Annotated in this window: 11 protein-coding genes; 8 read left to right on the forward strand and 3 right to left on the reverse strand. The window is 65.2% G+C overall.

Annotation, left to right across the window (positions count from 1 at the left end; all coding sequences use genetic code 11):
* Nucleotides 1-345 precede the first annotated feature (345 nt).
* Genes O6P39_RS14340 through O6P39_RS14355 form a run of 4 tightly spaced genes read left to right on the forward strand, consistent with a single transcriptional unit; the run spans nt 346 to nt 5,484 of the window.
* Nucleotides 346-828 carry a formate dehydrogenase subunit gamma gene (locus O6P39_RS14340; protein ID WP_275607173.1) on the forward strand — a complete coding sequence of 161 codons (483 nt, stop codon included), beginning with the start codon at nt 346-348 and terminating at the stop codon, nt 826-828.
* Complete coding sequence (locus O6P39_RS14345; RefSeq protein WP_275607174.1) at nt 822-2,381, forward strand: formate dehydrogenase beta subunit; 1,560 nt, start codon at nt 822-824, stop codon at nt 2,379-2,381. The genes O6P39_RS14340 and O6P39_RS14345 overlap by 7 nt, the downstream gene beginning before the upstream one ends.
* Complete coding sequence (gene fdhF, locus O6P39_RS14350) at nt 2,378-5,266, forward strand: formate dehydrogenase subunit alpha (protein ID WP_275607175.1); 2,889 nt, start codon at nt 2,378-2,380, stop codon at nt 5,264-5,266. The genes O6P39_RS14345 and fdhF overlap by 4 nt, the downstream gene beginning before the upstream one ends.
* Nucleotides 5,263-5,484: a formate dehydrogenase subunit delta gene (locus tag O6P39_RS14355; protein WP_275607176.1), complete on the forward strand. Its 222-nt coding sequence runs from the start codon at nt 5,263-5,265 to the stop codon at nt 5,482-5,484. The genes fdhF and O6P39_RS14355 overlap by 4 nt, the downstream gene beginning before the upstream one ends.
* Nucleotides 5,485-5,582: 98 nt before the next feature.
* On the opposite strand, the gene O6P39_RS14360 is transcribed toward O6P39_RS14355, so the two are convergent.
* The gene (locus tag O6P39_RS14360; protein WP_275607177.1) at nt 5,583-5,927 is read right to left on the reverse strand and encodes a cupin domain-containing protein; all 345 of its coding nucleotides are present in this window, start codon (nt 5,925-5,927) and stop codon (nt 5,583-5,585) included.
* A gap of 322 nt (nt 5,928-6,249) precedes the next feature.
* On the reverse strand, nt 6,250-9,471 hold the full coding sequence (locus O6P39_RS14365) for an autotransporter outer membrane beta-barrel domain-containing protein (RefSeq protein ID WP_275607178.1): 3,222 nt from the start codon (nt 9,469-9,471) through the stop codon (nt 6,250-6,252).
* A gap of 145 nt (nt 9,472-9,616) precedes the next feature.
* Here O6P39_RS14365 and O6P39_RS14370 point away from each other — a divergent pair, with 145 nt between their 5' ends.
* The 3 genes from O6P39_RS14370 to O6P39_RS14380 all read left to right on the forward strand — a co-directional run bounded on the left by O6P39_RS14370 (nt 9,617) and on the right by O6P39_RS14380 (nt 12,715).
* Nucleotides 9,617-11,242, forward strand: coding sequence for a LuxR C-terminal-related transcriptional regulator (locus tag O6P39_RS14370; RefSeq protein WP_275607179.1), 1,626 nt, complete (start codon nt 9,617-9,619; stop codon nt 11,240-11,242).
* 170 nt (nt 11,243-11,412) lie between these two features.
* Nucleotides 11,413-11,754 (forward strand): DUF3302 domain-containing protein, encoded by a 342-nt coding sequence (locus O6P39_RS14375; protein ID WP_275607180.1) that lies wholly within the window; start codon nt 11,413-11,415, stop codon nt 11,752-11,754.
* 1 nt (nt 11,755) lies between these two features.
* On the forward strand, nt 11,756-12,715 hold the full coding sequence (locus O6P39_RS14380; RefSeq protein WP_275607181.1) for a biotin/lipoyl-binding protein: 960 nt from the start codon (nt 11,756-11,758) through the stop codon (nt 12,713-12,715).
* A 128-nt stretch (nt 12,716-12,843) separates the two neighbouring features.
* Here the strand turns inward: O6P39_RS14380 and O6P39_RS14385 are convergent, their stop codons facing one another.
* Complete coding sequence (locus O6P39_RS14385; RefSeq protein ID WP_275607182.1) at nt 12,844-13,503, reverse strand: hypothetical protein; 660 nt, start codon at nt 13,501-13,503, stop codon at nt 12,844-12,846.
* Between the two features lie 368 nt (nt 13,504-13,871).
* On the opposite strand from O6P39_RS14385, the gene O6P39_RS14390 reads away from it, so the two are divergent.
* The gene (locus tag O6P39_RS14390; protein WP_275607183.1) at nt 13,872-14,543 is read left to right on the forward strand and encodes a MarC family NAAT transporter; all 672 of its coding nucleotides are present in this window, start codon (nt 13,872-13,874) and stop codon (nt 14,541-14,543) included.
* Nucleotides 14,544-14,568: the final 25 nt, after the last annotated feature.

Consider the following 14,568-nt stretch of genomic DNA (forward strand, 5'->3'; position numbering starts at 1 on the left):
GCCCTCGCCAACCGCCGAAGCCGGAACAGGACCAGGACGGCTCCGGCGGTTGCGGCAGGCCCATTTCTTCCCTCTCGCGGGCGGTCAGCGCCCCCTCTCCGAGCCTCTCTACGGCCCGCTGTCGGTTTCAGGATGCGACGTGTCGTTCAGGTGCAATCCGCCGGCAGGGGGGATGGCAAGCTTCCATACTGTTAAGGACCAGGTGCGCCCAGATGCCTGGCCGGATAACAAGAATGGCGCTCCGAAGAGCCACGCGCCCGTGACGTGGCCGGCACGCCGCAGCCGAAGAGTTCCGAACCGCTGCCGGGGGACGGCAGGCGCGTTCGCGATGTCGAGGTTCGCTGAATGTCTGATGACTCGCTCCACCTGCCCCTGATTCACGACGTGCTGGAACGCCAGAAGGCCACTCCCGGTGCCTTGCTGCCGATCCTCCATGCCATCCAGGACGGCCTCGGGTACATCCCCGATGTCGCCGTTCCCGAGATCGCCCACGCCCTCAACCTCAGCGTCGCCGAGGTACGCGGGGTGATCAGCTTCTATCACGACTTCCGTACCGCCCCGCCCGCCCGGCATACCCTGCGCCTGTGCCGGGCCGAGTCATGCCAGAGCATGGGCGCCGAAGGCCTCGCCGCGCAGCTGCGCGAGCAACTGGCGCTGGACGACCACGGTACCAGCGCCGACGGCCAGATCGCCCTGCGCCCGGTGTATTGCCTGGGCGCCTGCGCCTGCTCGCCGGCCCTGGAGCTGGACGGCCGCGTGCATGCACGCCTCACCCCCGAACGCCTGCGTGAGCTGGTGAACGGCTGCCTGGAGGACGGAGCATGCTGAAGCTGTTCGTTTCCTGCGATTCGGTCGCCCGCTCGGTGGGCGCCGACGAGGTCGCCGCCGCGCTGGCCGCCGAGGCCGAGCGTCGTCAATTGTCGATTCAGGTGCAACGCACCAGCTCCCGCGGCCTCTACTGGCTGGAGCCGCTGGTCGAACTGGAAAGCGCCGATGGCCGCCTGGGCTTCGGCCCCATCACCGCAGCCGAGGTTCCGGCTCTGCTCGACGCCCTGGCCGGCGACCCCGCCAACCATCCCCGCGCCGTCGGTCCGGTGGAAGACATCCCCTACCTGAAGACCCAGCAGCGTCTGCTGTTCGCCCGCGCGGGCATCACCCGGCCGTTGTCGCTGGACGACTACCGCGCCCACGGCGGCTTCGAAGGCCTGACCCGCGCCATCGGCCTGGACGACGCCGAGATGGTCGCTGCAGTGCTCGACTCCGGCCTGCGCGGTCGCGGCGGCGCGGCCTTCCCGGCCGGCATCAAGTGGCGCACCGTGCGCGACGCCCAGGCCGCCCAGAAATACGTGGTGTGCAACGCCGACGAAGGCGACTCCGGCACCTTCGCCGACCGCATGCTGATGGAAGGCGATCCCTTCCTGCTGATCGAAGGCATGGCCATCGCCGGCCTCGCCGTCGGCGCGACCCTGGGCTACATCTATGTACGCTCCGAGTACCCCGACTCCATCACCGCCCTCAACCTGGCCATCCAGATCGCCCGCGACGCCGGCTACCTGGGTGAAGACGTGTGCGGCAGCGGCCGCGCCTTCGACCTGGAAGTGCGGATGGGCGCCGGCGCCTACATCTGCGGCGAGGAAACCGCCCTGCTGGATTCCCTCGAAGGCAAGCGCGGCGTGGTTCGCGCCAAGCCGCCGCTGCCGGCGCTGCAAGGCCTGTTCGGGCTGCCGACGCTGGTGCACAACGTGCTCACCCTGGCCTCGGTGCCGGTCATCCTGGCCAAGGGCGCGCAGTTCTACCGCGACTTCGGCATGGGCCGCTCGCTGGGCACCATGCCCTTCCAGCTGGCCGGCAACATCCGCCACGGCGGGCTCGTCGAGCGCGCCTTCGGCCTGACCCTGCGCGAGCTGGTGGACGGCTACGGCGGCGGCACCGCCAGTGGCCGGCCGCTGAAGGCCGCACAGGTGGGCGGCCCGCTGGGCGCCTGGGTGCCACCGTCGCAGTTCGATACACCGCTGGACTATGAGGCCTTCGCCGCCATGGGCGCGATGCTCGGCCACGGCGGCGTGGTGGTGGCTGACGACAGCCTCGACATGGCCCGCATGGCGCGCTTCGCCCTGCAGTTCTGCGCCGAAGAATCCTGCGGCAAGTGTACGCCGTGCCGCATCGGCTCCACCCGTGGCGTGGAAGTCGTCGACCGCCTGCTGGCGGCGCCCGACGCCCGTGCGCGGGACGAGCAGGTGATCCTGCTCAAGGACCTCTGCGACACCATGACCTACGGCTCGCTCTGCGCGCTTGGCGGCATGACCGCCTTCCCCGTGACCAGCGCCCTCAAGCACTTCCCCGCCGACTTCGGTCTGGAGTCCCAGGAGGCCGACCAATGATCAACTACTTCGACCCCGCCAGCTCCAGCAGCAGCGAACTCGACCTCGGCACCCCGGCCCGCGAGAGCGACGTGCAGGTCAGCCTGAGCATCGACGGCCGCGAAATCAGCGTCCCCGCCGGCACCTCGGTGATGCGCGCCGCGGCGCTGGCAGGCACCAGCATTCCCAAGCTCTGCGCCACCGACAGCCTGGAAGCCTTCGGCTCCTGCCGCATGTGCCTGGTGGAGATCGACGGCATGCGCGGCTACCCGGCCTCCTGTACCACGCCGGTTACAGAAGGCATGGTGGTGCGCACCCAGACGCCGAAACTGGCCAGCCTGCGGCGCAACGTCATGGAGCTGTACATCTCCGACCACCCGCTGGACTGCCTGACCTGTCCAGCCAACGGCAACTGCGAACTGCAGACAGTGGCCGGCCAGGTGGGCCTGCGCGAAGTGCGCTACGGCTACGAAGGCGCCAACCACCTGAGCGATGCGAAGGACGTCTCCAACCCCTACTTCGACTACGACCCGAGCAAGTGCATCGTCTGCAACCGCTGCGTGCGTGCCTGCGAAGAAACCCAGGGCACCTTCGCCCTGACTATCGAAGGACGCGGCTTCGAATCCCGCGTGGCGGCAGCCGGCGGCGAGAACTTCCTCGATTCCGAGTGCGTCTCCTGCGGCGCCTGCGTGCAGGCTTGCCCCACCGCCACGCTGATGGAAAAGAGCGTGGTCGAGATCGGCCAGCCCGAGCGCAGCGTCATCACCACCTGCGCCTACTGCGGCGTGGGCTGCTCCTTCCGCGCCGAGATGAAGGGCAACAAGCTGGTACGCATGGTCCCGGACAAGAACGGCCAGGCCAACCACGGCCACTCCTGCGTCAAGGGCCGCTTCGCCTGGGGCTACGCCACCCACCCGGACCGCATCACCAAGCCGATGATCCGCAAGCACATCAGCGACCCGTGGCAGGAAGTCAGCTGGGACGAGGCCGTCACCTACGCCGCCAGCGAATTCCGCCGCATCCAGCAGAAATACGGGCGCGACTCCATCGGCGGCATCACCTCCAGCCGCTGCACCAACGAAGAAACCTACCTGGTGCAGAAACTGGTGCGCGCGGCGTTTGGCAACAACAACGTCGACACCTGCGCCCGCGTCTGCCACTCGCCCACCGGTTACGGCCTCAAGCAGACCCTGGGCGAATCCGCCGGCACCCAGAGCTTCGACTCGGTGATGCAGGCCGACGTGGTGCTGGTGATGGGCGCCAACCCCACCGACGCCCACCCTGTGTTCGGCTCCCAGCTCAAGCGCCGCCTGCGTGAAGGCGCGCAACTGATCGTCATCGACCCCCGGCGCATCGACCTGGTGGACTCGCCCCACGCCCGCGCCGAACTGCACCTGCAACTGCGCCCCGGCACCAACGTGGCCATGCTCAACGCGCTGGCCCACGTCATCGTCACCGAAGGCCTGGTCAACCAGGAGTTCGTCGATGCCCGCTGCGAGGCGGCGGAATTCGCCCGCTGGCGCGATTTCGTCAGCCTGCCGGAGAACGCCCCCGAGGTGCTCGGCCCGGTCTGCGGCGTGCCCGCCGAGGAAATCCGCGCCGCCGCCCGCCTCTATGCCACCGGCGGCAACGCGGCGATCTACTACGGCCTGGGCGTCACCGAGCACAGCCAGGGCAGCACCGCGGTGATGGGCATCGCCAACCTCGCCATGGCCACCGGCAACGTCGGCCGCGAAGGCGTCGGCGTGAACCCGCTGCGCGGCCAGAACAACGTCCAGGGCTCTTGCGACATGGGCTCCTTCCCCCACGAGCTGCCGGGCTACCGCCACGTTTCCAACGAGGCCGTGCGCGCGCAGTTCGAACAGGCCTGGGGCGTGACCCTGCAGCCCGATCCGGGCCTGCGCATCCCCAATATGTTCGAGGCAGCCCTGGGCGGCACCTTCAAGGCGCTGTACTGTCAGGGCGAGGACATCGCCCAGAGCGACCCCAACACCCAGCACGTCACCGCCGCCCTGTCGGCCATGGAATGCGTGGTGGTGCAGGACATCTTCCTCAACGAGACGGCGAAGTTCGCCCACGTGTTCCTGCCGGGCAGCTCCTTCCTCGAAAAGGACGGCACCTTCACCAACGCCGAGCGCCGCATCTCGCGGGTTCGCAAAGTGATGGAACCGCTGGGCGGCAAGGCCGACTGGGAAGGCACCGTGGCCCTGGCCAATGCCCTGGGCTACCCGATGAACTACACGCACCCGTCGCAGATCATGGACGAGATCGCCCGCCTGACGCCGACCTTCACCCGCGTCAGCTACGCCGAACTCGACCGCCATGGCAGCCTGCAGTGGCCGTGCAACGACGCTGCGCCCGACGGCACCCCGACCATGCACATCGAAGAGTTCGTGCGCGGCAAGGGACGCTTCATGCTCACCGGCTACGTGCCCACCGACGAGAAGGTCAACGCCCGCTACCCGCTGCTGCTGACCACCGGGCGCATCCTCAGCCAGTACAACGTCGGCGCCCAGACCCGGCGCACCGACAACGTCGCCTGGCACGAGGCAGACCGCCTGGAGATCCACCCCAGCGACGCCGAGACCCGTGGCATCCAGAATGGCGACTGGGTCGGCGTGGGCAGCCGCGCCGGGCAGACGGTGCTGCGCGCCAAGGTCAGCGAGCGCGTGGCGCCCGGCGTGGTCTACACGACCTTCCACTTCCCGGAATCCGGCGCCAACGTGATCACCACCGACAACTCCGACTGGGCCACCAACTGCCCGGAATACAAGGTCACGGCGGTGGAAGTCACGCGTGTCTACGAGCCCTCCGAGTGGCAGAAGCGCTTCCAGTCGTTCAGTGACGAACAGCGGCGCCTGCTCAAGGAACGTCGCCACGCGGAGAAAGCCGAGGCCCGCCGATGAGCATCGAGAACCTGATCAAGATGGCCAACCAGATCGGCCTGTACTTCGCCAGCGAGCCGGACCGCGCACAGGCCGTGCGCGGTGTGCAGCAGCACCTGCAGAACTTCTGGACTCCGGCCATGCGCCGCGACCTGATGGCCTGGCAGGAGCAACACCCCGACGGCGACCTGCACCCGCTGGTGCGGGCCGCGCTGACGGAGTCGACCGAGAAGGCGTAGCCCCTCGCCTGCGCCGTGTCTGTCCGGAATCACCGTTCCGGGCAGGCGCGGCGTTGCCTCGTTCCGCTTTAATACCCCCAGCCGGCTGCCCCTCGAACTCACCCCTGCCGGACGATATCGACCGAAATCTCCACCGCCGCCACCGTGCCCCGGTTCTCCAGCCAGTGAGTGGTATTCCGGTCCTCGGGCCAACCCACACCCGGCCCGTAGTCCGTGGCGACGCCATTGCGATGGTCGGTGATGGTGCCCTGCAGGATGAACACCGTGCCGGGCCTGTCCTTGTGGTCATGGACCGGCCCGAACACGCCGCCCGGCTCGATGGTCACCTTGCGCATCCGCAACTGCCGCCCGGCCATGCCCTCGATCTCCGGGCCAAGGTCGATCGCCGCCAACAACTCCACCGTCACACCACGCGTGTCGGGTGCCACCTGTTCGTCGCTCATCGTGATCGCCTCATCGTCCGAAAAGCCCAGGGCTGTTTCTTTCAGTGAAGCCCCGCTTTGGCGTTCAGGAAAGCAACGGGCCCTCAGTCGGCCAGAAGGCAACGAAGGGGCGTCGGCCAAGGAGCGCATAAGGTTCGGCGAGCAGGTCCAAGGCACAGCACCCGTTCGACCGCTTCGCGTTTGAAGGAATCAGGAAACATCTTCTGGTCTGGGTCATGCCCCCTTACGGTGGACTTATCCTCCATAAGTCAGTGTCCACTCAGCCCGCGACAGACCACTAAGCCGATGACAAGGCCAGGGTGGGCCTGGCCTCCATGACGGGCTACCAGTCGTAGCGGTAGCCGATGTTGACGCCAACCGGTTGTTCGACCTCGTCGCCCTTCGCCGCCTCGGCTTCGACGTACACCTTGTGCTTCTCGCCCAGGTTCAGTTGGGCTCCGACACCGATCTCAGTCCGCGAGCCGGGCAAGGCGTTGTCCAGCTTCACGACGTCGTTGACCTTCACGTCCGCATTGCCCTTGAACTCGTGGATCTGGTTGATCTTGACGAAGGGTTGCAGGCTGCGGCCCTGGTCGAGCGGGATGAACTTGCCGAAGCGCGCGCCGATCCGTCCTTGCAGGCTGTCCATGGCCTCGCCGTCGACTTTCATGCCATCGCTGGAGGTGTAGTCGGGACCGTCGACACGCGATGCGCTCAGTTGCGCCTGCGGCTCGACGAACCAATCGTTCTCCAGCTTGATGTGCTTGCCCGCCTCGACGCTGATCCCGACGCCTTTGCCGGAGTAGTCGCCCTTGACCGAGCGGCCGAGGTTGTTCGGCATCTTCACGTCGGCATCGAAGTTCTGGAGCTTCGCCACGCCGTCGACGTACCAGCCGTCCTCGCGCAGGTAGGTGCCATAGGCGCCTACGCTGGTGGCGTCGACCTCACCCTTGGCGCCCTCGCCAAAGTCCATGTCGGCCTTGCTGGCACCGACCATCCCACCGACGTGCAACTTGCCGCTGGCCAGGGGTATAGCCTTGTCGGCGCCTATCTGCACGCCCTGGATGTCCTGGTCGAATTCGCGGCTCTTGCCACTGTCGACTTCGAAGCGTTTACCCAGGCCGCGTACCCAGACGCCGCCTTCTCCCTTCTCGCCACGGATATCGCCCAGGCGCTGGTTGAGGCTGTCCATTTCCGCGTTGAACAACAGGCTGGTCGCGCTCTGCATCCCCAGGGCGGCGTTGGCGCCCTTCGACAGGTCCTGAGGACGGGGTTCGGGAAGCGCGGGGGTGACCGGCGGGATCGGGGCGACTCGATCGTCCGGACCAGTTGGATCGGCGGGTTCGCCTGGTTCGGTAGGATCAAGCGGATCGACTGGATCCACAGGGCGAGTCGGATCGCTCGGCTCACCCGGCTCGGTCGGCACTACGGGATCGGTGGGCACCAGGTCGTGATAGGCCAGGTACCAGTCATCCGCGCTTTGCGTCAGGTTGTAGCGGTAGGCGCCAGCGTCAACATGGCCGCCCTTCAGATCGAAGCTGGCGGAGCCGCCGTTGGTGTCGACGACCTTGAGCGCATCCAGGTGCGCGGGCTGCTTGCCGCTGTCCTCGATGGCCAACTGGTGAGCGCCGCGGGCGGTGCCCTGCACCACCAACTGATCGCCCTGGCGTTCGGCGATGTCGGTGTTCATGGCGAAGGTGCCGCTGCCGTCGAGGTCCCCCTCCACGGTCAGGGTCTTGTAGCCGTTGCCCGGCTGGAAGGCCACCGTGCCCTGGGTGTCCAGTTGGCCGACATTGGAGTTGCCGGTCATGGTCCACTGGCTGGTGGGATCGATGCTCATGGCGTCGATGTTGCTGCCGGTGCCGGTCCATTGCGCGCTGTTTTGGAGATTGACGTTGGCGGAGCTGGACGTGGTGAAGAGGCTTTCCTCCACCCAATCGTCGCCCTCCTGCACCCAATGGGTTACTTCTCCTTCGGCACGGTCGCTTCGGACATCCCCGGACAGTTGGCTGCCTTCGACATTCAGCGTCAGCTTGCCTTGGCTGGTGACATCCGCCAGCACGCCATTGCCGCTCTCGACCCGCCCGTTGTTTTTGACATCGACGGTCAGTTGGGCGAAGTCCTGAACTTCCACGGCAGTGCCTTGTTCACTCTTCACCAGGCTGTTATCGACCGTCACCGTGTTGTCGGCGGGGAGTTCTGGAAAATACTGATTGGAGGCTCGAATCCCGACATCCTGCCCGACCACGCTGCTGTCATTGCGCAAGGTGACCGTGGCGGCTGCGTTATGGAGGTTCGCGCCTATGGCGGTTTCCTCCGAATTGTCGGTGCTCGCGGCGATATGCGATCCGTCCAGCTGGATATCCGTCTTGCCGCTACCCCAGATGTCCAGCCCCGACGTGGCCCCTTGATACTGGGAGCCATCGTTGAAACCGGAGTGCACAGTCACATCGGTATTCTTCAATATCACTTGTGCCTGAGATGTGGGGGACGAGTTATCCACCCCGACACCGAATAGCCCTCCCTTTTCGCTACCCACCTGTATTTGCGAGTTTTCAATGGTGGCGGAAGCGGTATTTTCGGAGTCCATCGACATGCCAGTTGACAACCACACCCCCATGTCATCGGCATGCAGGGTGCTGTTTGTCATTTCGAGCTCTACGTTACCGCTGATCTCCACGCCACGGCCCGCATTCAGGCCGTCCTCGCTGCCGAACTGACTATTGTCGACCTTGAAGGTTTGTATGGGCGAGGGCTCCGAGTTGAACGATTCATTATGTCCTTGCAGATAGGCAAAGGGCGACGAAGAAGTGGCGTAATCAAAGGTGGAACCACTGATTTCCGCGTGCGACGGTCCATCGAGCTGCACCGCGCCATGCACCGTGGAATCCTTCACCGTCACTTTGCCCTGGTCACCGCCCATGACCCAGTCGACCTCACTGCCCATCAGGTTGAGACTCGAGCCCGCACCTTGCGCAATCACGATCGAATGATCGGAAACATGGGAATTGCGCAAGTTAACCGTACCGCCATCGATGGCTACCGCTGCCCCCGTCATGTAGTTACCGGGGTCCGCGCTGATATCGAGGTTCTCCCCGTCCACCACGCTGTCAGTTCCCGTCGCCAGGATGGCAACCGATGGTTGGCCGGAAGGCCAGACGGCAGCCCCCGATGTATATAACGTCGAATCGTCTATACGGACCGCGCCCCCCTGTTCGGCCAGGACGCCGACGGTACCTGTCGCATTGGCCTGGATATTCATCTCGCTGACCGAAACGCTATTGCCGGTTGCCCGAACGCCCACCGTATCGGGATTGTCCAGCACCATGGGCGGGGGAGCGCCCAGCAGTCGTGGCGAGGCCAGTGGTTCGGGCTGCGGCCCGATGTCCAGCCCTGCCGATGATGGTTGTTTCAGGTCCTCGGCATCGACACTGACGACGGCATCTTCAGCCTCCACTTCAGCGACCTTGAGGGAGAACAAGGCTGCCATTGCCATGCCAATGGAGTGCGCCAGGCGGTTTTTCCGCATGCGCTCGAGGAACAGGGAAGAATGGTTGGATTTCATGATGACCTCCACGAAATGGGTGGTTAGGTCATCAGTGTTCGCCTCCTCTTTTCATATATCTGTCGGAGTTGCCTTATCCGCGCCTCGGAGCTTGTCGGAGTGCGGATCGTCTACGCTAGGCATGTCGCGTACCAAGGAGACGGACATGGCTCGGGTCGTAGTGGTCGAGGCGCTGCCGGCAATCCGCCAATGCCTGGAGTCGCTGCTCGAACGGATGGGGCATAGCGTGGTGGGCAGTGTCGCGGATGGCCGCGAGGGGCTGGATCTGATCCGGCGCTGCCAGCCGGACCTCTCGATCCTCGCGCTTTCCACACCGGGGAGGAGCGGCCTGGACCTGGTGCACCGCGCCGCCAGCCGTCATCCGGACGGACGTATCCTCGTCTACACCGCGCTGAACGCTGAGCAGTTCGCGCCGCTGTGCTTCAAGGAGGGCGTCAGCGGTTTCGTCAGCAAGCAGGAAGATCTCGATGTGCTCGAAGCCGCCATCGAAAGCGTATTGAAGGGGCGCAGCCATTACCCCGCCGTCGCCCTGGAGATGCCCGACGGCGGCGAGTTGGCAGCGCTCTCTCCGCGGGAACTCTCCGTCCTCCAGCTCCTCGCCGAAGGCAAATCCAACCAGGCGATCGCCGACACCCTGTCCATCAGCTTCAAGACCGTGAGCACCCACAAGACCCACCTGCAAGAAAAGCTCCACGTGCGCTCGCGTCTGGAGTTGGTGGAATTGGCGCGCCGCCATGGCCTGGGTGAACCGGGCCAGGCGAACGGCTATGTCACGGAGGATCTGCCAGCCCAGTGGCACGAGCAGGTCGTACGCTTGCGGGCGATGCTCGATGCCGCGGGGCACCCGATGTTCCTGCGGGACCGGGACGGTCGGCTGCTGCTGTGCAATCAATCGTTCCTGGACTTCTACCAGGTCGGCGCCGAAGAGGTGGCGGGCCAGGATTTCCTGGCCGCCCAGTGGTTCGACGAACCGGAGCGCCAGCGTATCGGCATGGGCTACGAACGACTCCTCTCGGAAGAACAACCCTTCAACCTGGAGCGCACGTTGACAGTGCGCGGGGTCCTGCGCTTGCTGCACATCTGGGGCATGCCGTTCCGGGACGCCAGCGGGCAGGTCATTGGCATCGTCGGCGGCATACGCGACATGACGGAACAGGCGCAGCTGATGGCCGAGCTGCGCCATGGGCGTCGCCAGGCGGAAATTGCCAGTGAGGCAAGGTTCGAGCTGTTCGAATCGATCATGACGGAACTTGGCGATGCGCTGGCCATCGCGCGCGACCAGGCTGGCGCTACCCGCTCGCTGGAGGCGCTCGAGAGGCTCATGCAGCGCCTTGCACATCTCGCCCACCTGGCCAGGGCGCACAACCCTCCCGAAGAGGCGTGCGACGTTCTCGGCATCAGCGTTCCGCTGCTGAAGCGGTACCAGGCCAGACTGAGAACTCAGGGGCCGGCGGCGGCCCACGCCTGGATCGCCGTGGACAGGTATCGGGAACTGCTGGAAACGTTGTGCCAGATGACTGGCATGGCACCGGCGGCGGAACTGACCCTGCGCCGCAGCAGCCATGGCGTGATAGAGATCCGCCTGACCCTGGCAGGCCGACTGCCCGACCCTGAGCCTTCGGCGATCCTGCTCCGTATCGCCGAATTGCTGGCCAAAGGGCTGGGAGGACAGCTCGAGCGGCGAGCTGGCCCACAGGTGCAGCGATTCATCCTCACGCTTGAGTTGGAGGAGGCAACGCAATCATCAATCGCTTCCTGTGATTCAGCTTGACTGGCGGTCTTGTTCGCATCTGAACGCAACACTGTCGTCAAATGCTTATATAGGCGACGAGCACGTTCGCATACCCTTTCCGGTGACCCTAAAACGCCGGCGGCCCTGCGCGATGAACAATCCCGGTGGCCGGACGACCGAGTCGTTTCAGTCCGCTGAAGGAAATACGCATGCTCAATTACGTAGCGCTAGGAATCCTTATCGCCGTTGCCCTGATCCTCTTCTACGGCATCATCGTTCTCCACGACATCCCCTACGAGATCGCCAAGGAACGCAAGCATCCCCATCAGGACGCCATCCACGTCGCAGGCTGGGTAAGCCTCTTCACCCTGCATGCGATCTGGCCATTGCTATGGATCTGGGCAACCCTCTACCGCGAAGACCGCGGCTGGGGCATGAGCAGTTCATCAATACCCGCCACCGAGGGCGAGCTGGAGGCCCTCAAGGCCGAGCTGCTGGAGCTCAAACGCACGCTCGGCACCAGCCACGAACAGCCGCACGGGGACGTCTGACATGGAAACGTTGCTGCTGCTCAGCTATGCCGCCCTGTGTGTGGCGATCTTCAAGATCTTCAAGATTCCGAAGAACAAGTGGACCATCCCGACCGCCGCCCTTGGCGGTGTGGTGCTGGTCGGCTGTCTGGTGTTCCTGATGAACTACAACCACCCCTACTCGGAAGTCACCCGCGCCTACTTCATCAGCACGCCGATCTCGCCCAACGTCAGCGGCCAGGTCATCGAGGTGCCGGTCGAGCGCGACCATACGGTGAAGAAAGGCGAGGTGCTGTTCCGACTCGACCCGACGCCCTTCGAGAGCAAGGTGAAATCGCTGGAGGCGCAACTGGTCTCGGCCAAGGCGGACGTCCAGCGCGCCGCTACCCTGGTCGAACGCAACGTCGGCAACCGTCGTGACCTCGACCAGGCCACTGCCCGGGTCAACGATCTGGAGGCGCAGCTGATGGGCGCCCGCTACGACCTCGAAAGCACCACCGTGCGAGCGCCGGCGGACGGCATCGTCTCGCAGTTGTTCCTGCGCCCCGGTGTACGCGCAACCCGCTTCGCAACCCGCCCCTCGATGGTCTTCATCCCCGACCAGGAGCGCTACTACGTCGCCTGGATGCGGCAGAACGGCCAGTTGCGCATCCAGCCCGGCGAGGCGGCGGAGATCGCCTTCGACGGCCTGCCCGGCCAGGTCTTCCAGGCCAAGGTCCGGCGCATGCTGCCGGTGATCGGCGAAGGCGAAATCCAGCCGGGCGGCAGCCTGGTCAGCTTCAGCAACTCACCGCCCCCCGGCCGGGTACCGGTGATCCTCGACATCACCGACCCTGCCTTCGAGCAGTACCGCGCCGGCCTGCCCGGCGGCTCCTTCGGCCAGGCCGCGGTGTACAGCGAACACGCCCACGAGTTGGCGGTGATGCGCAAGATCCTGCTGCGCATGTCCTCCTGGCTGAACTACATCTACCCCTTCCACTAGCCTCGATCACTGATGTGCCTGCTGGCGGCGCTGGCTCGCCTCGCCGACCAGCCGGTAGGCCACGTAGTACTTGTAGATGTTTCCGACCGTCTCACGCGCGGCGGCATGCTCGACCCGGCAACAGCCTGTCAGCCGCCCAGGGCGATGATCGCGAACAGCAAGGCGGTGCCCACGACTGCCAGCGCCCCGCCGCCCACCCAGGGCGTCCCACCGGAGTAATGTGCCAGCACCCAGCCGGCGAGGAAGAGCATCCCCAGCGCCACCAGGTTGGAGAGGCGGATGGCCAGTCCGGTCTGGTCGATCAACAGGAACGGAATGACCAACGGGAAGGTCGCCAGCACCACCAGCAGGAAGGTGCCCAGCGCTCCCTTGAAATCCTCCAGGTCCAGCCGCGCGCGAACCGGGCTTGCGTTGGCCAACAGGCGAACCCGCAGCATCTCCAGTGCGTCCGCACCCGCGGCCTGGGCGATGCGTGGCGGCAAGGCATCGGCGATGAGGTCCTGGCCTTCGCGCGGGTCGGTACCGTCGCGCAAGCGGGCCAGGAGGGTTCGGCTACGCGTGCGCTCGGTCCAGGTGCGCAACAGGTAGATCACGGCGTCGGCCAGGCCCCAGGCGAGGTTGCAGCCCAGGGCCGCGATCAGCATGGTTCGCGCCTCCTCGCGGCCCGCCGTGGCAACGCTCAGCGAGCCAATGAAGGTCATTGCCATCAGCAGGCCGAAGATCACTTCGGTAACCCGGTCCACGGGGTCGAGAACCCGCTGCCACATTCCAACTCGAGGTCTGTCCATCGCACCCTCTCCAGAGCGGCGGACGAAGCGTGCCGTCCGCCATGCATTCGCTGAATCAGAGACTGCGCAAGCCGTTGTACGGAAGGTACCCGGCGGTCCGTAGGCCAATCGCCGTTGCGGCGAAAATCAATGGCTCCAGGCAAGTAAAGACGCTGCGACCCACTCGCGCTTGCCTTGGCGAACAGAATCTCTCCAGCACAGGGAACGGCGGGTATTTCATCGAACTGATCCGATTCGGTCGTTCGGGAGCGTCCTTGGGTAGCCAGTGGCAGATTCATGCCTAAACTTCCTCGCAACCCTTCTCGCACAAGCCAGCGGTGTGGCCTGCGGAGAACAGAACATCCGGAACACTACGAGGACGCCCGGATATGAGCAGTTTGTTCGACGCTATCGTTCTCGGTCTGCTGGCAATACTTCCCTTGATCAATCCACCGACGACGGTGGCGCTGTTCCTTGCCCTGTCCCATGGGTTCAGCCGGGAGGAAAAGAACAGGCAGGCGCTGCTGACCGCCTTCTACGTGTTCATCATCATGATGCTCACCTACTACATCGGTGAACTGATCATGGATGTCTTCAATATCTCCATCCCCGGCCTGCGCATCGCCGGGGGCGGAATCCTCTGCATCATCGGCGGCAGGATGCTGTTTCCCCAGCCCCTTCCCCCCTCCGCCTCGCAGGAAGGCAATGCCGAACGCAGCAGCTTTGCCTTCATCCCGCTGGCCATGCCCAGCACGGCCGGCCCGGGCACGATCGCGATGATCATCAGCGCCTCCGCCACCCTCAAGCACAACACGAGTTTTCCGCAGTGGGTGTTGCTGACCGCGCCGCCACTGATTTTCCTGTCGGCGGCACTGACGCTCTGGCTCTGTTTGCGCGCCTCGGACTGGATCATGAAGATGACGGGCGAATCCGGTATCGACGCCATCTCCCGCTTGATGGGCTTTCTGCTCGTCTGCATGGGCGTTCAGTTCGCCATCAACGGCTCGGTGGAAATCGTGCAGGGCATCATCAACAACAACCTGCACCTCACCCAGCCCTAGCCGCTTGCCAAACGCGGCGCCGGCC

It is taken from the genome of Pseudomonas sp. PSE14 (genome assembly GCF_029203285.1).
Taxonomy (GTDB): Bacteria; Pseudomonadota; Gammaproteobacteria; order Pseudomonadales; family Pseudomonadaceae; genus Pseudomonas.

Excerpts from the sequence above, each read along its gene's own strand:
- fdhF (WP_275607175.1), top strand. The coding sequence starts at position 2,378 with ATGATCAACTACTTCGACCCCGCCAGCTCCAGCAGCAGCGAACTCGAC.
- O6P39_RS14345 (WP_275607174.1), top strand. The coding sequence starts at position 822 with ATGCTGAAGCTGTTCGTTTCCTGCGATTCGGTCGCCCGCTCGGTGGGC.
- O6P39_RS14360 (WP_275607177.1), bottom strand. The coding sequence starts at position 5,927 with ATGAGCGACGAACAGGTGGCACCCGACACGCGTGGTGTGACGGTGGAG.
- O6P39_RS14340 (WP_275607173.1), top strand. The coding sequence starts at position 346 with ATGTCTGATGACTCGCTCCACCTGCCCCTGATTCACGACGTGCTGGAA.
- O6P39_RS14380 (WP_275607181.1), top strand. The coding sequence starts at position 11,756 with ATGGAAACGTTGCTGCTGCTCAGCTATGCCGCCCTGTGTGTGGCGATC.
- O6P39_RS14385 (WP_275607182.1), bottom strand. The coding sequence starts at position 13,503 with ATGGACAGACCTCGAGTTGGAATGTGGCAGCGGGTTCTCGACCCCGTG.
- O6P39_RS14390 (WP_275607183.1), top strand. The coding sequence starts at position 13,872 with ATGAGCAGTTTGTTCGACGCTATCGTTCTCGGTCTGCTGGCAATACTT.
- O6P39_RS14370 (WP_275607179.1), top strand. The coding sequence starts at position 9,617 with ATGGCTCGGGTCGTAGTGGTCGAGGCGCTGCCGGCAATCCGCCAATGC.
- O6P39_RS14365 (WP_275607178.1), bottom strand. The coding sequence starts at position 9,471 with ATGAAATCCAACCATTCTTCCCTGTTCCTCGAGCGCATGCGGAAAAAC.
- O6P39_RS14375 (WP_275607180.1), top strand. The coding sequence starts at position 11,413 with ATGCTCAATTACGTAGCGCTAGGAATCCTTATCGCCGTTGCCCTGATC.
- O6P39_RS14355 (WP_275607176.1), top strand. The coding sequence starts at position 5,263 with ATGAGCATCGAGAACCTGATCAAGATGGCCAACCAGATCGGCCTGTAC.